General features: G+C 40.5%; 15 protein-coding genes and 2 pseudogenes. 11 read left to right on the plus strand and 6 right to left on the minus strand.

Annotated features, from left to right (window positions below; translation table 11 throughout):
• Window position 1 precedes the first annotated feature (1 nt).
• The 6 genes from KK487_RS05935 (at window position 2) to ccoG (ending at window position 7,978) form a co-directional block, all read left to right on the plus strand.
• Complete coding sequence (locus tag KK487_RS05935) at window positions 2-283, plus strand: YeaC family protein (RefSeq protein ID WP_013464607.1); 282 nt, start codon at window positions 2-4, stop codon at window positions 281-283.
• Entirely contained in the window at window positions 273-2,957 is a 2,685-nt protein-coding gene (locus tag KK487_RS05940) for a DUF349 domain-containing protein (protein ID WP_215522044.1), read from the plus strand. Before KK487_RS05935 ends, KK487_RS05940 begins: the two co-directional genes overlap by 11 nt.
• A 90-nt stretch (window positions 2,958-3,047) precedes the next feature.
• Window positions 3,048-3,602: a YceB family lipoprotein gene (locus tag KK487_RS05945; protein WP_076920766.1), complete on the plus strand. Its 555-nt coding sequence runs from the start codon at window positions 3,048-3,050 to the stop codon at window positions 3,600-3,602.
• A 64-nt stretch (window positions 3,603-3,666) separates the two neighbouring features.
• Window positions 3,667-4,968 (plus strand): ABC1 kinase family protein, encoded by a 1,302-nt coding sequence (locus KK487_RS05950; protein ID WP_138563215.1) that lies wholly within the window; start codon window positions 3,667-3,669, stop codon window positions 4,966-4,968.
• Window positions 4,969-5,023: 55 nt separating this feature from the next.
• A complete protein-coding gene (locus KK487_RS05955) occupies window positions 5,024-6,442 on the plus strand; it encodes a sigma-54 interaction domain-containing protein (RefSeq protein ID WP_033102668.1) in 1,419 nt (472 codons plus the stop codon).
• A 153-nt stretch (window positions 6,443-6,595) separates the two neighbouring features.
• Complete coding sequence (gene ccoG, locus KK487_RS05960) at window positions 6,596-7,978, plus strand: cytochrome c oxidase accessory protein CcoG (RefSeq protein ID WP_033102667.1); 1,383 nt, start codon at window positions 6,596-6,598, stop codon at window positions 7,976-7,978.
• A gap of 44 nt (window positions 7,979-8,022) precedes the next feature.
• Here ccoG and KK487_RS05965 read toward each other — a convergent pair whose 3' ends face one another.
• The 3 genes from KK487_RS05965 to KK487_RS05975 all read right to left on the minus strand — a co-directional run bounded on the left by KK487_RS05965 (window position 8,023) and on the right by KK487_RS05975 (window position 10,046).
• Window positions 8,023-8,430, minus strand: coding sequence for a hypothetical protein (locus KK487_RS05965; protein ID WP_033102666.1), 408 nt, complete (start codon window positions 8,428-8,430; stop codon window positions 8,023-8,025).
• Window positions 8,431-8,481: 51 nt separating this feature from the next.
• Window positions 8,482-9,396: a M14 family metallopeptidase gene (locus KK487_RS05970; protein ID WP_024601173.1), complete on the minus strand. Its 915-nt coding sequence runs from the start codon at window positions 9,394-9,396 to the stop codon at window positions 8,482-8,484.
• A gap of 122 nt (window positions 9,397-9,518) precedes the next feature.
• Entirely contained in the window at window positions 9,519-10,046 is a 528-nt protein-coding gene (locus KK487_RS05975; RefSeq protein ID WP_024601172.1) for a helix-turn-helix transcriptional regulator, read from the minus strand.
• Window positions 10,047-10,229: 183 nt separating this feature from the next.
• Between KK487_RS05975 and KK487_RS05980 the strand changes: the two genes are divergently transcribed.
• The 4 genes from KK487_RS05980 to KK487_RS05995 all read left to right on the plus strand — a co-directional run bounded on the left by KK487_RS05980 (window position 10,230) and on the right by KK487_RS05995 (window position 17,049).
• Window positions 10,230-11,282 (plus strand): HlyD family secretion protein, encoded by a 1,053-nt coding sequence (locus tag KK487_RS05980; RefSeq protein ID WP_252190554.1) that lies wholly within the window; start codon window positions 10,230-10,232, stop codon window positions 11,280-11,282.
• Window positions 11,283-14,357 carry an efflux RND transporter permease subunit gene (locus tag KK487_RS05985; RefSeq protein ID WP_013464617.1) on the plus strand — a complete coding sequence of 1,025 codons (3,075 nt, stop codon included), beginning with the start codon at window positions 11,283-11,285 and terminating at the stop codon, window positions 14,355-14,357.
• Window positions 14,350-14,655 (plus strand): DUF3240 family protein, encoded by a 306-nt coding sequence (locus tag KK487_RS05990; protein ID WP_013464618.1) that lies wholly within the window; start codon window positions 14,350-14,352, stop codon window positions 14,653-14,655. The genes KK487_RS05985 and KK487_RS05990 overlap by 8 nt, the downstream gene beginning before the upstream one ends.
• A 120-nt stretch (window positions 14,656-14,775) precedes the next feature.
• Window positions 14,776-17,049, plus strand: coding sequence for an EAL domain-containing protein (locus tag KK487_RS05995; RefSeq protein ID WP_215522046.1), 2,274 nt, complete (start codon window positions 14,776-14,778; stop codon window positions 17,047-17,049).
• Window positions 17,050-17,166: 117 nt separating this feature from the next.
• On the opposite strand, the gene iadA is transcribed toward KK487_RS05995, so the two are convergent.
• The 3 genes and pseudogenes from iadA to KK487_RS06010 form a co-directional block, all read right to left on the minus strand.
• Window positions 17,167-18,333 carry a beta-aspartyl-peptidase gene (gene iadA, locus KK487_RS06000; protein ID WP_013464620.1) on the minus strand — a complete coding sequence of 389 codons (1,167 nt, stop codon included), beginning with the start codon at window positions 18,331-18,333 and terminating at the stop codon, window positions 17,167-17,169.
• A 12-nt stretch (window positions 18,334-18,345) separates the two neighbouring features.
• A pseudogene (gene yfcC / locus KK487_RS06005) lies at window positions 18,346-19,749 on the minus strand (putative basic amino acid antiporter YfcC).
• A gap of 141 nt (window positions 19,750-19,890) precedes the next feature.
• A pseudogene (locus tag KK487_RS06010) lies at window positions 19,891-22,852 on the minus strand (TonB-dependent receptor domain-containing protein).
• A 349-nt stretch (window positions 22,853-23,201) separates the two neighbouring features.
• Here KK487_RS06010 and KK487_RS06015 point away from each other — a divergent pair.
• A complete protein-coding gene (locus KK487_RS06015; protein WP_016899760.1) occupies window positions 23,202-24,902 on the plus strand; it encodes a cyanophycinase in 1,701 nt (566 codons plus the stop codon).
• The last annotated feature ends 79 nt before the right edge of the window (window positions 24,903-24,981 follow it).

Consider the following 24,981-nt stretch of genomic DNA (forward strand, 5'->3'; position numbering starts at 1 on the left):
CATGAATATTGACAACCTAGTACAGAATATTACTCCAGAATTATTTGAGCGCTTACAGTATGGCGCGGCAACGGGAAAGTGGCCAGATGGCACGCCTTTATCAGATGAGCAAAAGCAACAAACAGTGCAACTAGTGATGTTGTACCAAGCAAAAGTAGCACAATCAAACGAGCAGTTTACCATTGGTGCAAATGGAGAAATGATCCAAAAAACCAAAGCGCAACTACAAAAAGAATTCAAATCAGATAACGAAATAGCTAGGTTCAGTGAAAATGATCTTTAAACACCTTTTTACACCAAAATGGAAACACCCAAAGCAACAAGTTCGTTTAGATGCGATTGAAAAACTTGATGTGGCACGTGACGTAACAATTTTAAGCACCTTAGCCCTTGAAGACTCATCGGCTGAAATTCGTCGTAAAGCACTGCAAAAAGTAAACGACTTACCACTGTGGTGGAAAGCTTACAAACAAGATCAGGCATTGAAAGATGTTGCTGAACAACAAATCTCATCGGCTGTATTAAACAGTGAAAGTAGCTTGTCGGCGCAGATTAAAAATGAGTACATTGAACGCTTTGCACCGGTTAAAACCCTTGAAAAACTAGCATTTGCTGAAAAAGAACTGCAAGTGAGAGTTAAGCTATTAAAACGCCTAGCTAACCCTAAACTGATTGAAAAAGCCTTTAAAGAAGCAAACGAAGAGCTGCAAAAACAGTTAGTTGATTTAGTCATTACTCAGCAGTTAACTAAAGCACTGTTAAAGCATGCTCAAGGTGAAGCCAAAGTTGCGCTAGAAAGTCATCTTGAAAACGAACGTTTAGCGCTTGAAATGCCATCGCAAGTTGAAAACGCAACCCGTGTTATTTTAGCCAAGCTTAATGCATTGCGTGATAAAAATGACTACGCCATTGTTGACCCACAAGCTGCAGAACTCATGGCGCAGTGGCAAGCTCTTGAATTAAAATGGCTAAGTGAAGAACATGTAAAAACCCTTGATGCTAAATATATATCAATTACCGATAAGCTTGATGCTCACATTGCCACATTAAAAGCGCAACATGAAATAGAGCAGCAACGTTTAGCGCAGCAACAGCGCCAAGTGTTAGCGTTAGCTACGTTAGAAGCATTAAGTGAAGAAATTGAAAATGCATTGCAACTTGGATTAGAAACCCCAGAGCAAATTCAGCAAGATTGGCTTAATGCAAAAGTAGCACAAGCAAAAGACACACTAGATAAAACGCAATTGATGGCTGATCAGCAATCAAAACAAGTGATTAATAAGCTTGAGCAACTATTTTTACAAGTAGCCAAGTTACCTGAGCTAACTACGGCGATCAAAGAATATAAAATTGCCTACAGTACGCTTATTGAAATAAAACCTGCAGAGCAACTTAGCGATTACGATCAACAGTTAACAGCGTTCAATGACACATTTAAAACTGCACGTAGTCACCTAAATGTACTTAGCACTGATTTACAAGCGTCATTCAAAACTCAGCTTAACAGCCATAAAAAGCAATTTTTAGCCGCAATGAGCGAACTCACTAAGCCGCTTGAAAAAACGCAAAGCCAAGCTAAACGCAAGGCACGTGATGTAAAACGTTTAATTGAAGAAGGGCGCTTTAACGTTGCATTTGGTGTATTTAAAGGCTTCGAAGAGTTATTTAATGCCCTAACTGAGAAATACCAACAGCCGCTGGTTAATTTAAAATCAGACCTAGAAGCGCAATTAGCCGATGCTAAAGATTGGCAAAAATATGCGGCCGCACCAAAACGTGCAGCACTTTTAGAAGAAGTAACAGCGTTAGTTGATGAGCCGTGTAACGATCCACAACAGCGCGCTGATCAAGTTAAAGTACTTCGCAAGCGTTGGAACGAGCTAGGACGCCTTGATACAGAGCAAGAGAAACAACAGGGCAACGAGTTTGATGAAAAAATTGAGCTTTTATTTGCTCCTTGTCGCAGCTACTTCGCTGAGCAAGAAGTGCAACGTGAGGCAGCAAAAGCAGAGCGCGAGCAATTGATTGCTGATATGCATGCACTGCATTTACAAGCAACTGATACGGCTGATTTAGATTGGAAACAACTAGAAAGCAACTATAACCGTTTGCAAAAAGCATGGCGAAGTGTGGGTAAAGTTGATCCGAAAACATACCGCGTGTTGAACGAGCGTTATAAGGCAGAGCAGCAACAGGTTGTAGCGTCACTTAACGCGTTTCATAAAGGCAATGCCGCACTTAAAAATGAGCTCGTTGAACAAGCACAGCAATTATCACAAAGCGATAATTTAGCAGATGCTTGCCAACAGCTAAAGCAGTTACAGCAACAGTGGCAAACCATAGGGTTTGCAGGCTTAAAAGCTGAAAACGCATTGTGGCAAAAATTCCGTCAGTTTAATGATGCAACTTTCACTAAACGAAGCGAAGAGTTTGAACAGCAAAAGCGCGAACAAAGCGAGTCAGATAAGCTGGCAACAACTGAGCTGAATGAGCTTGAAGCAGCATTAAATAGTGTAGAAGGTAAAGCCCAATTACTTGATTTACAAACCAAAGTTAAAGGGTATACACAGTTTAAATCGTTAACCTCTAAAGTGTCTGCTTTGTTATCAGCCATAGATGAAAAGCTGACAGGCTTAGCGGCTAAAAATGAGCAAGCTAATTTAGATGCTTTATTTGTTGCACTTGAGAACAACGAGCCAGTCCCGAGCCAATTTAATGGTGCAGTTAAAACAGCATTGAGCTGTGAGCAGCTGCTAACGCGCATGGAAATACTTGCGAGCGTAAGTTCGCAAAACTCAGCGCAAAGAATGGTAGAGCAAGTAGCCATGCTTGATGATAAGCACCGTGGCGAACACGCTGATTTAAATTATTATTTAAAGCAGTTATTAGCACTCAGCGAGGGTTCAGTCACAGCTGACACACTAGCAAGGTTAAAAGTTATTTTTGCTGTAAATTAACTTTTATCAACTAAAATAAAAAAACCGCTATTAAAGCGGTTTTTTATTATGGCTACTTACTGCCTATACGATTAACCAATAGGGTTTTGCATGAAAATTTTTGTTTTTATTTCACTACTATTTTTAACTGCCTGTAACAGTACGCAGGGTATTTCGGTTTATTCATTTACAAATTCAGAGGTTGAGTCGTTACTAAATAAAGAGTTACCTAAATTAAGTGAAAAAGTTAGCCTGATGGGCTTGCCTGTGCAGTTTGATGTGAATGATTTAAGCGTTAATATTGGCTCAGATAATAGTGATTATGTTTTATTAGGTGCAGATTCTAGCGCCGAGATTAATGCTTTTGCATTAAAGTACCCAGTGCGCTTAAAGCTGCAAATACAGGGCACTCCTTTTTATGACAGCGAGAAAAAAGCGGTATTTTTACGTAATGTTAAGTTACTCGACTCAAGCATTGATGCCGGTGGCTTTAAAGGTAATTTAGAAGTGCTGGATAACGAGGCCATGGATGTAATGAATGCCTTTTTAGCCGTTAACCCCGTTTATAAGTTAAATATGAACGATCCTAAAATGGCATTATTAAGTAATTTACCTTTAGATTTAAAAGTAGTAGAAGGCGCTATTAAGCTAGTCCCTCGGTTATAATTTAGATCCAATAGGCGTAATAAAACGTATTAATTGACCTTATTATTAATAGATTAGGTTAGTTATGGCTAATGAGCGTTCCGTTCCCACATCTCGACTTTCACGTTTTGCAAAGTTAGGCTCATTAGCCACTGGCGTCGCCACGAATATGTTAGTGGGCGGGGCTAAAAGTGCGCTTTCTGGTAAAGGCTGGGATAATAAAAGCTTATTGCTTCAGCCTAAAAATATTGAAAACCTAGCCACTCAACTCTCACACCTGCGCGGTGCGGCAATGAAGCTTGGGCAGCTGCTTTCAATGGATGCTGGCGACCTACTAACCCCCGAACTTGCTCAATTGCTGTCTTTATTGCGCTCAGATGCCAACCCGATGCCACACAAACAACTGGTTAGTGTTTTAAAAGAGCAGTGGGGAGAGGATTGGTTATCGCGTTTTTCTCATATTGAGCTCAGGCCGTTTGCGGCGGCGTCCATTGGCCAGGTTCATTTAGCTTATAAAGAAAATGGCGCGCAACTGGCAGTTAAAATTCAATACCCTGGAATCGCAAAAAGTGTAGTGAGTGACGTAGATAACGTGATCACTTTACTTACCTTATCGCGGTTATTACCTAAAGAGCTGGATATTAAACCCTTAGTGGCAGAAGCCAAGGCACAGCTATTAGCCGAGGCCGACTACACTCGAGAAGCTGAGTATTTAGCACGTTACAAAAACCTGTTAGCAGATAACGCGCATTTCAAAGTCCCTAGCGTGTATCCCCAGCACAGTACTGCGCAAGTGCTAACTATGGAGTATGTAGATGCCAAGTCTATAGAGGGCATTACATATTTACCACAATCAGAGCGAAGTCGGGTTGCTGAGCAACTGATTGATTTATTTTTTAAAGAAATGTTTGTCTTTAATTTAATCCAAACCGACCCTAACTTTGCAAATTTTCATTACCAACCTGAATCACAAAAAATAGTATTATTTGACTTTGGTGCCACACGAGAAATTACCCCAGCACTAAGTAATGCCTATCTAGCTTTATTTAAAGCTGGTAGTAATAACGATCGTGAGGGGGTGCTCAATGCCGCCACCGATATTGGCTATTTTAAAGATTCGCTCAAAGACAATTACAAAGAAAAAGTGATTGATTTATTTTTAATGGCCTGCGAGCCACTGCGTTATCACGGCGAGTTTGATTTTAAAAACAGCGCGCTTGCTAGCAATATTAAAGATGCTGGCTTGCAGTTAAGTGCACAGTCGCAGCAATGGCATACGCCTCCTGTTGATGCGTTGTTTATTCACCGTAAGCTAGCGGGCTTGTATTTAATTGCAGCACGGCTAGAAGCAAAAATAGATATTAAGGCATTATTTAGCCATTACTAGGTGCTAAAGCAGGAGAGAGTTGGCATAATACTCGCGATATTTCGCGAGGTCTGCAATGATAAAAAACTTTTTAAACGATCCTACTTTATTACTTAATGCGGTAGGTGAGGGCATATACGGATTTGATTTATCTGGTAATGCGGTGTTTGTAAATCCAGCGGCAGAGCGAATGACGGGTTGGACAGCCGATGAATTGCTGGGTAAAAAAATACATCAATATCATCATCACAGTCATGCAGATGGCACGCCTTACCCTGCCGATGAATGCCAAATTTACTGCACCATGTTTGATGGTAAACGCCGCGAGGTTAAAAACGAAGTATTTTGGCGTAAAGATGGCAGCGCCTTTGCTGTTGAATATACCTCAACGCCCGTTTATAAAAATAGCCAGCTTATCGGAGCCGTAGCCGTTTTTCGCGATATATCAGCGCAGCAGCGAACCCAAACCGCGCTCCAAGATGCTTTAGCGCAAGTAAAGCATTTAAGCGAGCAGCTCAAAGATGAAAACGACTACCTTACTGCCGAGCTAAATCAAGATTGGCAAGACTCAGGGCTAGTAGGGCGCAGTGATGTATTTCAACGTATGTTGCAGCAAATACAGTTAGTGAGCGAAACCGACAGTACGGTGTTGATACTTGGTGAAAACGGTACTGGCAAAGAGCTGGTGGCACGTAACTTACATAGATTAAGCAAGCGCAATGAGCAGGCGTTTATAAAAGTTAATTGTGCGGCGTTTACCCCTAGCTTATTAGAATCGGAGTTGTTTGGACACGAACGAGGCTCGTTTACCGGCGCAAGTGAGCGACGTAAAGGGCGTTTTGAACTTGCTGATAAGGGCACTTTATTTTTAGATGAAGTGGCAGAGCTGCCGTTAGAGTCACAAAGTAAATTATTACGAGTATTACAAGAGCGCGAATTTGAGCGAGTAGGGGGCAGCCAAACCCTAAAAGTTGATATTCGTATCATTGCTGCAACCAATCGTAACTTGTGGGAAATGGTACAAGCAGGGCAGTTTAGAATGGACTTATATTATCGTTTAAACGTGTTTCCTATCAAAGTGCCAGCACTAAAAGAGCGAAAAGAAGATATACCTTATTTATGTCAAAACTTAATTGTGCAAATAAACAAGCGGCTAGGTAAGCAATTGCAGGGGTTAAGTAACAAAGCTATTAGGCAACTACAAGCCTATGACTGGCCCGGCAATATCAGAGAGCTGCAAAACGTGTTAGAGAGAGAAGCTATTTTATCTACACAACCCACACTGCAGTTAAGTCAGCCGCTAAAAGCCGGTGATGCGAGTGCTGTTAACCCAACGCTTACACTGGATGAGGCGCAAAGGCAGCATATTATCTCCGTACTGATGTTATGTAACTGGAAAATTGCAGGCGAACAAGGCGCGGCAAATAAGTTGGGCTTACCAGAGAGTACGCTTCGCTCAAAAATGCGAAAATTAGCAGTGCATCGTACTCGTTAACTCGCGATATATCGTGTATTTCGTTAAATATCGCGAATTTTCGCTTTGGTGTTATGTGTATAATCATTTAATATCAATAAGTTAAATTAACTTTCACTGTGGTCTGAAAGTTGCAAAATCGTACTTAATACCCGTCACTATTAAGTAAGTAACATGAAGTTTGATATTAAAGAAGAAGACATGATCATTAAGCCCTACAAAGAAGAAGGGCCAATTTATATACGCGAGCAAAAAGGGTTTTTTCAGCGTATACGCCGTAATTTAGGTTGGTTGCTAATGCTCAGCTTTATCGCCATTCCTTGGATTCAATATAACGGTCAGCAAGCGGTTTTATTGGATGTTGCCACCCAAAAGTTTACTATTTTTGGCCTAACCTTACTACCTCAAGACTTTATGATTCTCGCCATGCTATTTATGGTGGGGGCGTTTGCGTTATTTTTTGTGACCAATTGGCTTGGCCGTGTGTGGTGCGGCTATACTTGCCCGCAAACAATTTGGATGTTGATGTTCTCTTGGGTGGAACAACGTATTGAGGGGACGCGTAACCAGCGTATTAAGCTTGATAAAAGCCCATGGGATATTACCAAGTGGCGTAAAAAAATTACTAAGCACAGTGCATGGCTGGTTATTTCACTCTTAACTGCCACTTCTTTTTTAGCGTATTTTATTCCAGCTAAAACCTTATACCTAGAAATGGTTAATTTTGAATGGTCTGGGATCACCAGTTTTTGGGTGTTTTTATTTGCATTTTGTACCTATGGCAACGCAGGTTTTTTACGAGAAAAAATGTGTACAGTGGCGTGTCCGTATTCGCGCTTTCAATCAGTGATGTTTGATAAAGACACGCTGGTGGTTACTTACGATAGCGAACGAGGTGAAAACCGCGGTCCACGTAAACGTAAAGCCGATCCTAAAGCGCTTAATTTAGGTGACTGTGTAGACTGTAACTTATGTGTTGAAGTATGTCCTGCTGGGATTGATATTCGCAATGGACTGCAATATGAATGTATTAACTGTGGCTTATGTATTGATGCCTGTGACGATACCATGGATAAGTTTGGCTACGAAAAAGGCTTAATTAAATACGCCAGTGAAAAGCAAATGGCGGGGCAAAAAACTAATCCATTTAGGCTCAAGTTAGTGGGCTATGGCGCTTTAACTGCGCTGTTAATTATTTCTATGTTTGCTTGGATGCTACAACGTACGCCTATCGAAGCCTCAGTCCTAAGAGACAGAAACGCACTGTATCGGGTAAATTATGAAGGGTTAGTAGAAAACCCTTATACACTCACCATCATTAACAAAACGCAGCAACCTTTGCATTATTCTATTTCAATTAGTGGGTTAGAAGGTGCGAGCTTGCAAAGTCCTAACGCTGTGTTGGTAGAGCCAGGGTTGATGAAAAGTGTTCCTGTAACGGTTACTGCCGATGGATATGATATACCCACGAAGGTGAGTAAGCTGCAGTTTAAAATTACCGCACAAGAGGACAATAGCATTTCAATTACTAAAGAGAGTCAGTTTTATAAAAACTAGCCCATTTGGTTTTTCGTTGACTATACCTCGGTCGTGTAATTGATTTACTCGGCTGAGGTAAGCTGACTTTTTATAAATGCCTTAGCGCTTGGCAAGTCATCAAACAAGCATTCTTGCAAATGAGCGTCACGGCCTGAGCTGTGCATAATACGTTGTAGTTGCCTTATGGCTATGGGAGAGGTGAGTATAAAGGCACTCATTATGCAATTATTTATCCCCATTGTTTGGCTAACATCGATCATATTTTTTTCAGCGTCAGGGGTGGCGGCCACAACGTCGGGCGAGTGGCTAATATAGCCCCAAGGTTGATGTTTAAACGTTGCAATGGTGTCTAACAGAGCGGCTTTAAAGTGATTTAATAACTCAGGGTTTAAGTTGCCTTTAAATTGCGCAATAACAATATTACCCTCAACATAAAAACTGTAACTGCCGTAATTATTTTTAAATTCCAATAGCCGCTCCTTTGTCTGCACCTTACTATGTGCTGATGAATACCATAACTATTACTTATTAATAATGTAGTCCAACGCCCCCGAAATTGCCGCAACTTGCGCTAATATGCACTCTTCAGGGTTGGCCGTTGCACTATCTGGGTAAACTTCCGTGGTTGTAACGTAGGTTGCATCAGATAACCCCATGCATAAACCTAACTCTTTTGCTGCATAGTTTATTACCCCAAATTGTTCTTGAGGTACACCAATTAATTGTTTATTTTCATCGCTTGGAGCGATGTGTGTGACCTTTTCAACACATTCAATAATAGCTTTTTGAAAAGCAGGCTCTGGTTTGTTGCTGTCAGCGACTAAATAAAAACCGTCTGGAATATTCCAATTAGTATTTACTTTACCTTCGCGCGCTGCAAGTGCAGGGCGAAATTCACTGTTATCTGAATCAGTGGTTTCATGCAAATCGATATGCGCGATTAAATCAGTATTTAAAGATTGCACATAATTCATTACCAATGCAGATTCTTGCGCTGGGCTGCCTTCATAAAAAGAACGGTTTGGATCAATTGCCTCTGGATTCCAGCGGTTTATTGTTTCATAACCCCATGGGCTAATGCAGGGAGTAATCACCAGATTAAATTTCTCTGCGTATTGAGTTGCCAATGTTTTTGCAAACCTTAACGCACCGTGTACTCCGCTGGTTTCGTAGCCATGTACGCCACCAGTGATTAGCACTGTGTGTTTATTTTTATCAAAGTGTTGGGTTTTTAATGCAAACAAAGGGTAACTGTTTTGAGCATAATTAAGTTCACCATATTGCTCTACAATAAGCGTATCTTTTAGCTCATTAATTAGCGTTAATACTTCATCGTTATAACTACGTTTAATTTTCTGGGCTTCAAGCCATTGGAGTTTATGATTGTTATTCCACTTTTCACCAGGGTTGCCAATAGGGTAGGTACTGTTATTCATATTAAACCTTTACGTTGAATTATCTTTGCGGGCTATAGAGCACATAGACCATAATGACGAAAATAAAGCGTTAGCTTAACGCTGACTAAAATAGCGCGCAAGTATATGCGATAGTCACTGCATTAGTTAATGGCTGAGCTTGAATGCGGATAGTGCCTTTGTTGCATAAAGTCTTCTAAAAACCATGCGGCAAACTCATGTCTGCCCTCTACATCGGCTTTACTATAGATGTCTGATGCTTGTTGGCGTACGGTTTTTTCTTTTGTGTTTCTTAGTGCGCTTATTTCTTTAAAGCTTAAGCCTTTAAGTAATAACATCGCGACTTCTTGCTCACTGCGAGTCAATGTCCATTGTGAAAATTGGGTTTGAATAACACCACTGTATTCATGACGCGCATCCATCATTGCCTGTGATATGTTTTTAAGTTCTTTTTTTGAATGCACTAATTCTTGTTTCAGCGCATTAATATTGGCAGTACGCGCACGAATATCGCTAATTAAGTAAATAGCACAGGCTGCAGAAATGACAACGATTAAGCCCTCAGAAAAAATATGCCACTGCGGCACGCCTAAATGTATATCCGTTAGTACATCAAAAAAGTTTAGCACCATTATTATTAACAAGGTGGCTGCTATTAACTTGTCTCTCATTAAAACCTCTATTATCAATGCCTTATAAATACAATGGACAAATGTACCATAGCGTAATTTTCGCTATTTTTGGGTACGTTAAGGCGTTTGCCTGATGATTTAACCGTCTAAAAAAGTCATGGTTGATTCTATAAAATTAATCAAATGTGAACAAACGAAATGCTGTTAAATTTTACAAAAAAAATGCGTCATTTTTTGCGTATTCAATATACGTTATTTTTCTTCTTTACGGTGACTTTATTAACATTTAATCCTGTGTTTGCTTCGCAAAATTTAGCACCTGTAAGGCTTTCGTCACTCAGTGGTTTTGATGTTGAATTTGCGCCGATTCAAAAAACAGAGTTTATTAACGGGCAAAGTTTAATTGGTGAAGTCAATTTCAAACCTGGGGTCAATTATACGGTGCTGTTTGCGTTTGATGTACAGCAGGTTCGTTACTTATACCCTAACGGCAGCATGGTTGAAAAGGGCGCTACTATTGCAAGCGTTGAGGGCAGTGATGTACACCATTTTTTAGATGCCTATCAATCAGCAAAAGACATGCTTTCTATTGCTAAAAGCCATTACGACATAAACCAACAACACTTAAAAAACAAAATAATAAGAAGTTCTGAATGGGTTGAAATCACAAAAAGCTATTTTGAAGCCAAGCTAAATTTTGAACATATGCAACATCAAATGGCATTTTTAAACATTGATGATAATGAAAATGTGACCTTAGTGAGTCCAAAAACGGGCATTTTAAAACTCACTAATGAGTCGGGAAACCATGTGATGGGTGACACCGCGTTTGATATTATCGATGCAAGTAGTATTCGCGTTAAGATTAAAGTCCCTCTTAGTTTTACCAACACGTTAGCGCATTTCAAGCTGTCACAAAGTTGCAGCTTAAATATTGAGAGCTATGACAGTATTGCAGATAAATACCATCAAATAGTGTGGGCGTCGCCAAGCTCAAATGAGTGCCAGCTTAGACTGGGGCAAACTATCAAAGTCACACCGGTAAATAAATTAACGGGCTTTAAAATAGCAAAGTCAGCGGTGTTTGAATTTGAAGATGTTAATTACATTGCTTTAAAGTCTGGCGATAACCTTGAGTTACTGCCGATTGAGCTCAAGGGTACACAAGGCAAAGACTATGTATTTACTGCCAATAAAAACCTAGATGATCAGCAGGTACTAATAAGCTCGGTAAGTGCGCTACAAGGTATGTTGCTTCACTTAGGGAGAGAGTAAATGTTAAACCAGCTTATTAAGTTTTCACTTACTCAGCGTTTGTTTGTTAGTATTTTTGTTATTGTTGCTATGGCCATTGGTGCTAAATCTTGGTTAAGTATTCCAGTGGATGCTTTTCCAGAAATATCACCTACTCAAGTTAAAATAGTTTACAAATTACCCGGCATGAACGCCCTTGAAATAGAATCGCAAGTAACACGGGTGATTGAAACCGAATTACTGGGTATTCCGTCACAGCAAATGCTGCGCTCTACCACTAAGTATTCTATTACCGATATTACCATTGACTTTGAAGAGGGCACCGACATTTATTGGGCCCGTCAGCAAGTTAATGAGCGTTTATTAAATATTTTGCCCACCTTGCCCAGTAATATTAGTGGCGGCATGGCGCCAATGAGCACGCCTTTGAGCGAGGTGTTCATGTTTACCATAGAAAGTACTCACTTATCGCTGATTGAAAAAAGAGAGCTTTTAGATTGGCAAATTCGTCCATTACTGCGCACTGTAACCGGCGTTGCTGATGTAAATAGCCTTGGCGGCTTTTCAAAAACCTATGAAATACTTCCCAATACTTTATTGATGCAACAGCATCAAGTCAGCTTTGATGAAATGAAGTTAGCAATCACGCAAACGAATCAAAACGGTGGCATAGGGCGCTTAGAAAAAGGCAACGACACCTTAATTTTGCGCACTGAGGGCAAATACACCGATATAACCGCCATTGAAAATACCGTGATTAAGTCCACTCAAAATAAGGTTATTCGGTTAAGTGATATTGCCACGGTACACGTTGGCAGTTTAACCCGTTATGGCGCAGTCACTAAAAACAGTGAAGAGGCGGTACAAGGGCTTATAATTGCGCTTAAAAATAGTAATACAGCGCAAGTTGTTGCAGATGTAAAAGATAAACTTCGCACCATTGAAGCGTCATTACCGCAAGGCACAAAAATTAATGTGTTTTACGACCGTTCTAACTTAATAAATACCGCAATTAGCACCATTACCAGCGCATTAGGCCAAGCGATTATTTTAGTGATAGTGCTACTTGCCTTGTTTTTAGGTGATATTCGCTCTTCATTGGTGGTGTCTTTGTCTTTACCTATGTCGGCATTGCTGACGTTTATAATGATGAAGCAGTTTGATTTATCGGCTAATTTAATGAGTTTAGGCGGCTTAGTGATTGCCATTGGTATGCTGGTGGACTCATCGGTAGTTATTGTTGAAAACATAGTGAATCGGTTGGCTAATAATCAGCACCTCCCTCGGCTGCATGTTATTTATCGCGCCTGTAAAGAAGTCGCGGCGCCAGTGTTCTCAGGCACAATTATTATTATTATCGTGTTTTCACCGCTATTAATGTTAACAGGGTTAGAGGGCAAGTTATTTACCCCAGTGGCGCTCACTATCGTGTTTGCCATGCTAAGTGCGCTGTTGTTGTCGTTAACGGTTATTCCAATTTTAGCCTCATTGTTATTAAAAAATGAACCCGTAACCCAGCCTAAAATGGTCACGCTATTACAAGGTTTTTATACTAAAACACTTGCCCAAGCAATTAAAAAGCCGGTGGCTATTAGTGTTATATCGGTAGCTGTTTTAGTGCTCAGTGGGGTGTTATTTCAGGGGCTTGGTAAAAGCTTTATGCCCGTTTTAGATGAAGGCGACATTATTGTGCAACTGGAAAAATCGCCGAGTATTTCCTTGCAAGCCTCGCTGGATATCGATAAACAAATTGAAGCCACACTGCTAAAAAACACCCCAGAAATCGTACAAATTGTTGCCCGTACCGGCTCCGATGAACTCGGGCTTGATCCTATGGGGTTAAACGAAACCGATGTGTTTATGGAATTAGCGCCAAAAGATACGTGGCGTTTTGACTCCAAAGCGCGGCTAATCGAGGATATTCGACAAACACTTACGCAATTTCCAGGGGTAAATATTGGCTTTACTCAGCCAATACAAATGCGGGTATCAGAAATGCTCACCGGTGGCACCGGTGATATTTCGATTAAAGTATTCGGTAATGACATTGCGACACTTGCCTCATTAGCTGAAAAAATCACGGCACTTGCCACTAATATTGACGGCGCAAGTGATGTGCAAATGGCGCTTATTGAAGGGGGTAAATACGTAAATATTAAACTTATTCCTGAGGTTGCCAGTCAGTTTGGTTTAACCACCGAAGGATTAAGCGATTATTTAAAGTCGCAATTAGAAGGCCTACAGGTATCGGCACTGCAAGAAGGAAACCGCGTGATCCCTATTGTGTTTAATGCACAAAAAGGCGAAAGCGCAGCACACTTTGAGTTATCGTCAATGAGCGCATTAAAACAAAAGTTAATTTTAATGCCCGACAACAGCCTACTACCACTTGAAGAGGTGGCTAATATTAGCTTTAAAACGGGGCCATTGTTAATAGAGCGAGAAAAAGCAAAGCGCTTTGCTTCTGTAAGCGTTAATGTGGATAACCGCGATGTGGTTAGTTATGTAAATGAACTGGAAGCTAAAATTAATAGCAGCATAAAGTTACCCAGTGGTTTTACCTTGTCGTTTGGTGGCGAATTTGAAAGCCAGCAACGTGCAACACAAAACTTGCTGGTGCTTATTCCTGTGGCATTAATACTGATTTTCATTATTTTATTTACCACGTTTAAATCCTTATCTAAATCAACGCTGATAATTGCTAATATTCCGTTTGCATTAATGGGGGGAGTGATTGCCCTATTTATTAGTAATGAATACCTCTCGGTGCCTGCATCGGTTGGTTTTGTTGCTTTACTTGGCGTAGCGGTACTCAATGGTATTGTGATGATCAGCTACTTTGAGCAAATAAAAATGTTTTCTGCCAATGTAACGCAGCGCATTTTAGATGGCGCAAGCAGACGCCTTCGCCCAGTGTTAATGACAGCCACAACCGCCATGTTTGGTTTACTGCCACTGGTATTTGCCACCGGCCCCGGCGCTGAGATTCAAAAGCCATTGGCGATTGTGGTTATTGGCGGGTTAATTACCTCAACAATTACAACACTTTATTTATTACCTATCTTTTATGGTTGGTTGGAGAAAAAACATGGCTGAACAGTTACTTTTTACCCTAAATGTACCCACAAACATAAAAGATGACGTGGTTGATATATTAATTGGCATAGACTGCATTACCGGCTTTAACTTAAAAAACATTGAAGGCTACAGTAAAGAGCACAGTGAATTTGACATTGCCGAGCAAGTAGAAGGGCATCGCAGCTTTTATCAGTTTGAGGTGCATATATTATTACCTGAACTTGCCATAGTAAAAACGGCGTTAAGCCCTGTTTGTAAGTACACGCCGTTAAAATATTGGGTTACGCCTATAGTTGAAAGCGGGCATATTGTTTAGCTTTTTGTATTAGGTTTATTTTATAAGCTACTTCAATTGGATTGATATTTGAGCTTATTTAATTGATCTTAACAACTTATCAATGTTTAATGAGGCGATATGTCTTAACTGATTTTTATTATGCACTTTCTCAATAAGTACTTCTTACTTAACGATCATCATACTGCCCATGATGAAGTCGCACACTGGCGGGTGAGTGCACTACGGATAATTTTAACGCTCGTTACTTTGCTCTGTTTTTTGGTCGTTTGTTATACATACACCCGCGCAATTGAATTTAACCTAATTTATATTGCAGTTATTACTATTAGTTTTTTCACTATTGCTTTTAGTCTTTTATTAGCAAGTAAGCGATTTTACACATTTAGTGCAAATGCACTTCTATTAACTATCGTTGCCGGTAGTTTATCAATGAATTTATTTTTAACTGACTTAGAGCTTGCCAAGGTGGGTTCTATGTTTATGTATTCATGTCCCATCATTGCTCTTATGCTACTCGGTTACAGAACGGCTTTGGCCTACGGTATTTTAAACATCATACCTTTTTACATGATTATTAATAATGTTGATTTATCCGGCTATTCAGGAATAGCAAGCCAATTACCAGAAGCTGACTTATATATTACAGGCCTAATATTTTTATTTTTTAATATTTGTATCCCACTTGCCACTGCGCGAACAATTGTTGCTGCCAAACGTTTAAACAAAACCATGTTAAATGCTAATAGCTTCCTTAAAGATAAAAACGAGCTTTATCGCACCTTATTTACTGAATCTAATAAAGCTAAAATTATTGTCGACGAAAATTTAGTAATTACAGATTTAAATCAACATGCTATTGAAATGTTTGGATTAAAAAACAGCTTGAAAGAAAAGGCTGTCAGAATTGATGGGTTATTCCCTGCACTTAATAGCAAAGAGTTAAATATAAAAAATCAAATCATAGAATATAAGAGTCGCTACTATAAGAGTAATTATCAGCAAATAGCAATGAGTACAAATTATCGAGTGTATGACTTTTATGATTGCACGCAAGAGCAGTTAATTAAACAAAACTTGTCTATGATGGAGCAAGAGAACAAACGTCTAAGGTTTAGAGACTCGCAAACGAAATTGCCTAATCGAGAGTGGTTTGAAATGCAATGCGATAGGTTAACGTCTAAATACCAAAAAGGGTTTTATATTGTCGTTACACAAAGCGCAAATAGTGAATATTTAAATTTAAAACTTAACAAAGCTGACTCGCAATCATTGCTAATTACTGCTTATAAGCGCTTAAAAGCAATGTCAGAGGGGCCTTTGCTTTGTGCGTCTATAGAAGGTGGCAAACTTGGCTTTATTATTGGTTCAAGCTCAAGTGAACAGCAAAACAAGTTATTAATACAAATTAAAAGCACCTTAGATCAAGCTTATGATGTGTTTGGTACTAATTACCAACAATCATTTTTATTTGGTTTTGCTAAGTGTCCTGAGCATGGTGAAAATAGTGCGATTGTTCTTAGTATTGCGTGTGAGGCGCTCAAACTCGCAGACTATAACTCGCCATTTAATGGTTACAATCAAAAACAATCACAGGCCTTTATGGAAAAGTATGAAATTTCCATGTTACTTGATGAAGCTTTGCAACAAAATGATCTGTCAGTACATTATCAACCTAAAGTGAATGCAAAAGGTGAATGTATAGGGCTTGAAGCATTAGCTCGTTGGCATAGCTCTGTACTTGGCAGTGTATCGCCCGCTGTATTTATTCCTATTGCAGAAGAGTATAGAATGATTAGCCGATTAACGGACTTAATTATTCAAAAAGTCTGCGCTCAAATTGCCCAATGGAGTAAAGTTGGTTTGCCACTTTTACCCGTAGCAATAAACATATCTTTACTCGATTTTAGCCAAGCTGATTTTATGTCAAAGTTGGTAAAATATTTGGCGGATTTTAATGTAAAACCGAATCAAATAGAATTAGAGCTTACTGAAACGTCACTTGAGGCTAACCAAGTTCACTCTCTAAAACTTATGCAAACTCTGCAAGATTGGGGGTTCACTATTACAGTGGATGATTTTGGTGTTGGATACTCGAATATTGCACGACTTGCTGATTATCCCATTGATAAACTTAAATTGGATCGCTCTTTAATAAGTAAGGTTACAAGCTCTACACGCCAAAAAAGCTTAGTTAAAGCCGTGCATGTGATGTGTGATGAACTTAATATTAAGTGTGTAGCCGAGGGAGTAGAAACCGAAGAACAGGTCCTAATAATGTCCGAAATGGGATGTAAAGAGTTTCAAGGCTATTACTTTTCTAAACCTATGAGTGCTCAGGTTTATGCTGAATATATAAATCAAAATGGTCTGCTTTTTACGACAAAAAACTTAGCTACGGCGAAAAGTAGCTGAATTTAACAACTAGGTTCTAGTGACCTTGTTGGATTGATATTTGTTTAAACTAGGGTAAAAAACTCTTTGGTGTTAAATGCTGCTGAAATATCTCAGCAGCATTTTAGCTGTACTAGCTTATTCAAACACTCCTTTTATAACTGCATGGGTGTTTTGCACCATTAATGTGCCGTTAGCCCATACATACTCAGGGGTTAGGGTCTCTTTATCGAGAAGGACAACATCCGCGTCGCTCGCTGCTTTAAGACGGCCTTTATCAACTCCTAAAATATCGGCAGGATTACTGGTTATGCTCATTAAAGCGTGCTCAATAGGGACGTTATATTCTTTGACTGCTTGCTGAAACGAGGTTAATAAAGATGCCTCTTTGCCCACCTCAAGCCCTAATAAATTAAAGTCTTTATCAAAAATAGGTAAACTGGCATGGCCATCTGAGCTCATAGTGAGTTGATTTGGTGCTACGCCTTGTTCTAAGCAGTAGGCAAGGGCATGGGCTGCTGCATATTCACCATGGGCTAAATCATAGTCGGTTGTGCTGGTGGTAAAGTCGATAGTACCGCCCTGATCACAAAAGTGAATACCGGCATCAAGAAGTGCTTTATTGCGGTTCATATGCGTAGGATAAAACTGTTTAAGCTTAATATCACTTTGCTCAGCCACCTGATGTAAAATAGTTAAATGGCTATCAACAGGGCCAACATGAATACTCACAGTGCCTTTTTTACCACTGAGCATACCGGCTACTTTGGCCTCTGCTGCCAATTCTGCTAATTGCTGTACCGTAGGTTGGCTACTACGATGATCAGAAATCGCCACTTCGCCAACACCTATAAACTCCTCTATATACATGATGTCGTCAGTAATTGAGTGGGTGAGTGTTTTCGCGGGTAAATGATACGAACCGGTATGGCAAAATACATTCAGCCCTTGCTCTTTTAGGCCTTTTGCTTTGGCAACCAAGTTGGTCAGTGTACGTGAGCTTGAATCGGTACCCAGTGCGGCCACCACCGTGGTGGTGCCCGATAAGGTTGCATCTGTTAGGTTCATTTCAGGGGTGCGGCTGGCAAATCCAGCCTCGCCACCGCCACCGGTAATATGCACTAAAGAATCAACAAACCCCGGCGCAACCAGCTTATTTTTACCGGCAATCCGTTTGACGAGTACACTGCTGTCGAGGGTTATATTTTCGTCAATAGCAATGATTTTACCACCGCCAATTAAAACATCTTGTGTGCCTAGGAAGGTAGGTGCATAAACGGTTGCACCTTGAATTAAAGTTAACATAACAAATTCTTTTTATTGATAATTAATAAAGTAAGCAAGAAATATAAAGCCGCTTGCTAATACAAAAAGTGCTAGGGCAAAGCGCCAAATAAACGCAGCCCATTCTCCCCAATCTAATTTCACTACCCCTAAACAACCAATTAAACTAGCTGAGGTGGGAATTAAAATGTTGGTTAATCCATCGCCTAATTGAAAGGCCAATACCACAATTTGCCTTGATACATTGAGCAAATCGCCAAGTGGAGACATCAGTGGCATAGTGATGGCAGCTTGCCCTGAACCCGATGAAACAAAAAAGTTAAATACACTTTAAAACACCAGCATTCCCCAAGCTGCAATGTAATCTGGCACACTGGCTATGCTGTTTGCACAGTAATAAAGCAGGGTGTTGAGGGTTGAGGGAGTGGTTAAATCACTACCCCCTAATAGTAATACAATGCCTTTAGCCAATGCGACCAATAACGCCGCTGGCAATAATTCTTGTGCACCGTGTTTAAACGCATCCGCGCACTCATTCGCGGTTAGCTTTTTAAACACGATGGCAATTATTGCACTGATAAGGCCAATGCAAAAAAACTGTGCAGCAAGCTCAGGAATATAATATTGGCGCGCCATCACCCCCCATACAACCCAAGCTATGCCCAATACAAACACTAATAATGTGAGTGCATCGGCTAGGCTAAGTTTAATCGTTGGCTGATCACCCGTTTTTTGGGGTTGTGTTTTTATCCGTTTTGCATAGCGTATAGTAAACACAAGGCCTACAAGGGTAAAACAAGCCCATGCTAACATACGAAAGCCCGCACCTGAAAACACTGGGATTTCAGCTATCGATTGCGCTATAGCAATGCTAAAAGGGTTCATCCATGAGGTGGCAAAGCCTATTTGCGTGGCCACATAAGTTGTAAGTACAGTGACTTTAGCGTCGTAGCCAAGTTGTTGCATAATAGGGAGCAGCACAATACAAAAGGCAATAGCCTCTTCGCCCATACCAAATACCGCGCCGCCTAACGAAAATAGTAAAAACAGTAAGGGAATAAACAGCCATTCAACCCGCTGGGTCTTATTAATAAGTGCCATAATACCGTTATTAATCGCACCGGTTTTCATAATAATGCCAAAGGCACCGCCAGTGATTAAAATAAACGCCATTACGCCAATCGCTGCACCATATTTATCACCCGACACGAGGCCTTCAAACAATACATTAGCTAAACCAATCTCGCCACCTTGTGCAAAAACAGGTGGTGATTGTTGGTCGTTAACGGCTTGATATTGTGAAAGCTGCACAGTATGGCTGTCAGGCTCTGCATTAAATACCCCAGGGGTAATAAATACCGTGGCCATATAGGCAATCACAGCCACACAAAGCAAAATGATGCTTGCATCGGGCATAGAAAATTGTTTTTGTTTCATAATTTCACTTTAATAAAAGGTCATTGTGTTGATGCGTAAATAAACGCTTAAACGTACTTTAGCACTTAATAGGCAGTGTCACTGTAGCCATGACCTGTAATAAAAGGAATGCCGCAAAGCGTTTGCTTTGCGGCTAAGCGGTTAAAAACGGTAGCTAATACTTAATTTGTAATTAGCACCTAGGGCATTATGGTTGATTGAATCAAAGCCACGGCTTGAACCATAAAGTGTGGGTGGCTCTTTATCAAAAATATTATTGATGCGCGCGCGCAAAGTCAGCGATTTATTAACATAGTAACCCGCTGATAAATCCCAAACGAGCCAGTCATCAACCTGATGCTCACCTTTTGAGTCTAATACGCCAAGTGAATCTAGCTCATCAATTTCACGGCTACGCAGGCCTTCTATATCATCCTCGTAGCTGCTGGTGTAGTTTGCACCTAAGTTAAGGTAGTAACTTTGCGCTTCCCAATCTATTGACATACGCGCAATATTTTCAGGATAACGATATGTACCCACTAGCTTTTCAATTGAGTCTGAGCCCGGTTTGTTGCGTTCAAATTCAAGGTAGTGAGTACCGTCAAAAGCGAAGGTTAAGTCGCCGCCAGATAACGCAAAGCGATGGTCAAATTTAATATCAATACCCGCTAACGTTTGTGTACCAGTGTTTTCAAGCGGAATGACATGGTCGCGGAATAAGGGTAAGTAGTCTTCACCAGGACGGGGATTAAAGTTATCTGGGTTTTTATCGCCAGCTTTGTTATCTTCATCAACATAGTTAGCTAAAATCTCAGTTAAATTAGCGCCGTCTTGCTCTATGTTTAAACCACTGTTGTCGGTGACATCACATAATGCTTCATCGTACGATATGCCTTGCTCGCCCGGTGGTACAATGCCACAGTGACGAAGTGATGCATCGGTTATGGCGCGATCTAACACAGCGGTCATGTTGGTATCGATTACTTCTTCATGATCAAACTGCCAATAATCAATGGTTAAATTAGTATTAGCCGAGGGACTCCATGCAAAACCAACACTAATAGCCTCAGATTCTTCTGCATTTAGATTTGGGTTACCTAACTCTAACGAATTAACACTCACTTGGGTGCCATCACCCATACAGTATAAATCGGCTACAGCTTGGTTTGCACCACAGTCAAAAGTAGATTGTGTGGTTCTTAATTTAACGCCAGCCTGTGTTAATGATGGTGCTCTAAACGAGGTTGACCATGAACCACGAACAACTAACGAATCAGTTGGGCGATAGCTCAAACCTATTTTAGGATTAAAGGTGCCACCAAAATCATCGTAATGATCGTATCGACCTGCTGCTTGCAGCTCTATTTGCTCTGTGAGTGAAATACTTAATTCAGCAAACGCTGCATATTGAGTGCGATCGGCTTCTGATAAACTAGAGCCAAAGCCAAATACATCAACAAGATAGTCTTTATCTGCTTGAGCTTGTGAATCAAGCGAAGGAATGTCGCTTAGCTCTTCACGGCGTGCTTCTACCCCAAATGAGGCATAGGCAGGTAGGTCGTTAAAGGTAAATAGCTCACCATTAAAATTAGCATCCCAGCCGTAAACTGTACTTTCTCCGCTGCGTGTTGGGCGAGCTTGCGCTGTTGCCAAAACGGCATCATTAGCGGCGTCGCCTTGAAGGAAAGGGTTGTAAAAAGGCAGCAGTTCTCCCGATGCACAGTTTAAGTCAGTACCGTCATAACTTGCCAGCGTACCGTCTGAACATAGCTCGCCGGTGATAGCGCCATGGAACTGGTAACGATTATAAACTCCTGCAATCGCTTCTTGCTCTGAACGTGAGCGAGAAAAGGTTACCCCAGATTCCCAACCCCAATCACCAATTTCACCACTTAGACTGCTTACCAAGCGAAAGTTTTTCGTTTCTACTTCCACCGTTCTTGGGGCATTAAAGCGCGCATCAAATGCAAAACCATACACTTCTCGACCACTTTGGGTATCAAATGGGTCAATGTAGAGTTGATCTAATAAATCATTACTACCATCGGCATTATCGTAAATAAATAAGGCGTCTTCTAAAACATACGGGCCGTCGTCGTCATTAATTTGGTTAATAGGTGAGGGCGATGAGTACGCTTTTGCCTTGGTCTGACTGTAAAAAAAGTCAGTATGCCATTGCATACCACCAAGCTCACTATTAAACATAAAGCCGGTTGAAATGCTTTCAAATGGCGTTTCTAGGTAATCATCTTGATTAGGGTAGTAAGCACAAATTTGTTCATCTAATTCAGTAGTAACTAATTCGGTTTTGCAGTTTGGTGATGGAAGTTCGTTACCATCTCGGCTGCTGAAATAATAAATATTAGGTGAGTTCTCCAGCTTAGGTAAATAGGAGTAACCATTCACTAAAGAGGGAGAGGCCGTGTAATTACGATCGGTCGCTTTAAAAGCGTTACGGTCATATATATCAGCAAATACCGTTAAATTACTTTCGCCTATTTTTGTACCATAAACTAAGTTTAATTGTTTTTTACTTTCGTCATGCTGATCAAAGCTATCGGCAAACGAAGTATTGATTTCAGCGCCTTCAAAATCATCTTTTAAAATATAGTTAATAACACCTGCCACAGCATCGGCACCATAAACAGGCTGATGCGCCTGTGGCTAAAATATCAATGCGCTCAATGGCGGCTAGTGGAATAGAGTTTACATCTACAAAGTTTTCAGTACCTGCAGCAAATGAACTAGGTGCAACTCTTCGCCCATTTATTAATGTCAGCGTTGCTGATGGCCCCATGCCTCTTAAGCTCGCAGCTGATTGACCCGCTGGTGTTGAGGTAGACGTACCGCCACTTTCAGAGGTTGAAAATGTGCCGCTTCCGCCCTTAAAAACAGATAAATCTTTGAGTAATTCATGAATGGTATTAGCGCCAGAGCGTTTGATTGCATCTTGGTCTAGTACGGTTAATGGGATAGTTCCTTCAAGATCAACGCCTTTTAAGCGAGATCCTGTTACTTCTACTCGTTCAATGTTGGTGTCGGTGTTGGTTTCTTGTGCATGTGCAAAAGTGATCGGGTTCAGTAATGCGCTTACTGTGGCCGCAATTGTTAGTTGACGAAACATCTTAAATACCTTTTGTCTTTTAAGCGCACAAAAACATACAAACAGATCTGTGGCTTTTAATTGTTATATTTTTAGACAGGGCAGTGGTGAAATGACACGCTAAGCCCCTCACTGTGAAAAAGTGAGGTGGTGGGCTACTCGTCAAACCACTCCGAAAGATAGTGTGGTGAGTAGAAATATGTTGTAAGCAAACGTGCTTTTTTAAACATAATTCTCATTCCAAAAGGTTTTTGACAAAGCCAGCAAAGGGGTGCTAGCTTACTCGCGTTTTAAAGTTCCTTTTTTTTATAGCAAGTGAGAGACGCTCTCGCAAGTTATTTCTTATAATTTTTTACATGAGTATAACATAATGGAACGAATATATTTACCAAACAAACGGTTAGCTAAATCGCGCATAATAACGGCTCTTTTTTCGTTTTTTATTGCTTTTTCGCTGCAGTTAAGCGCAAAAGAATCTGAACAAACGTTAGTATTAGTCGGCGGTGCACTCACAACGTGTGCTAGTTTAAGCCCTAAAAATTGTGAAAAAAACACACAAATTCCGGGTAAAATACATAATGTATTTACGCTCTCCCACGCTAAAATTAGTCAAATAAAGCAACAATGGCCAAGTAAAAATACGCAAGCTAAAAACAAAACTATTAAAAATTTAGCAACAATGCAGGCTAAATCATCACCCACATTGTCAAAAAAAGAGCTGTTATGGTTATGGCGCGATATTGATAGTAAACAGCTCAATAGTTTAACGGATCAAGAATACAATTTTGTAATAGATATGCTTGAAGTAGCGCAGCTGCAGGGCGACAATACGCGACTAAAAGAGCAGGTCAATACCGCGCTTAATAGCGAATCCGCCGCGACAGATATTTTGCAATTTATATCGGGCAGTTTAAAAGTAAAAAGTACTAACCCGAGCATACTAGCCATTACCGCCTCAAGCAGAGACCCTTATGAATCTGCTGATTTTTACGAAGGATTACTTCGTTTTCCCAATATAAATTCACAATGGCTTGCATTAACTCCTGCGCTTGCTAAAGCAATAACTACCAATAAATGTGATGATTTAAACACGCTTAGGCACTCTGAAATGGGGCTATATCAACGTGAACATATTTACCCTGATCGCACTCAAGCAGAATATTTGCTGTGTAAAAACGGCACAGGCGCTTTAGTGCAGCTAATCAAAAATAGTACCGGTGTTATGTTTAATGGCGGCGATCAAAGCTTAACGCGCAAGGTATTGTTTGATGAAAATAATCAGCCATATCCATGGACAAAAGCGTTACAGTCTCGCCCTGTTGTTGTAGGTACAAGTGCAGGCACCGCAGTGCAAAGTGGCGGGCAAGCGCACGGTGGTAATGTGGTTATGATCACTAATGGCACAAGTTTATCGGCATTGAAAGAAGGCGCGCAAGCCATTGATGCGCCCAGTGAGCGCTCAAACAGCGATAGTTTAACTTACAACCGCTTTGGGGGTTTAGGCACATTTAGTTACGGTGTACTCGATACACACTTTAGCGAGCGAAACCGTACATTAAGACTAGGCACTTTGCTCGACAGCTTTGGTGCAAATCAAGCTCAACCCGCATTTGGTTTTGGTGTAGACGAAACCACCGCCTTAGTGGTTATTAAATCTGAATCAGGGAATTTAATGACCGTAATTGGTAAAAATGGTGTGGTGATGGTTAAATCAACAGGGCAGGCTCAGGCTGAAACTAAAACCTACAGTTACTCGTACTGGCCTGCTGGCAGTGTGATTGATATTAAAAATAATGATTTTACCTTAAGTCAGCGCAGTATTAGCCAAGCATTGCCAGCAATTAAAATACCGCCTTTGCCGGTTCAGCGTTTCGGCAATATTTTAACGGATGCCAAATTGCGCTCTTTAACGCAAGCCATGTGCTTGAGCCAAGAACAAACAGCTGTTGGTCAGCAAGATGCGTTTATTATTAGTCTATCAACTAAGCCTGAGTCGGCTTATCACCGTATTAGTGCTGAGCAGTATGGCTGTGCGGTGAGTAATTTAGAAATTTCAGTGAGTACCTTTTAATTTAATTAAACACGCTGCTTAGTTGATTTTAGATTAAGCGGCCATACTATACTTAAAGCGTGTTATTAAATCACAACAA

Origin of the sequence: Pseudoalteromonas sp. SiA1, assembly GCF_018732205.1 — a bacterium.
Lineage (GTDB): Bacteria > Pseudomonadota > Gammaproteobacteria > Enterobacterales > Alteromonadaceae > Pseudoalteromonas > Pseudoalteromonas tetraodonis.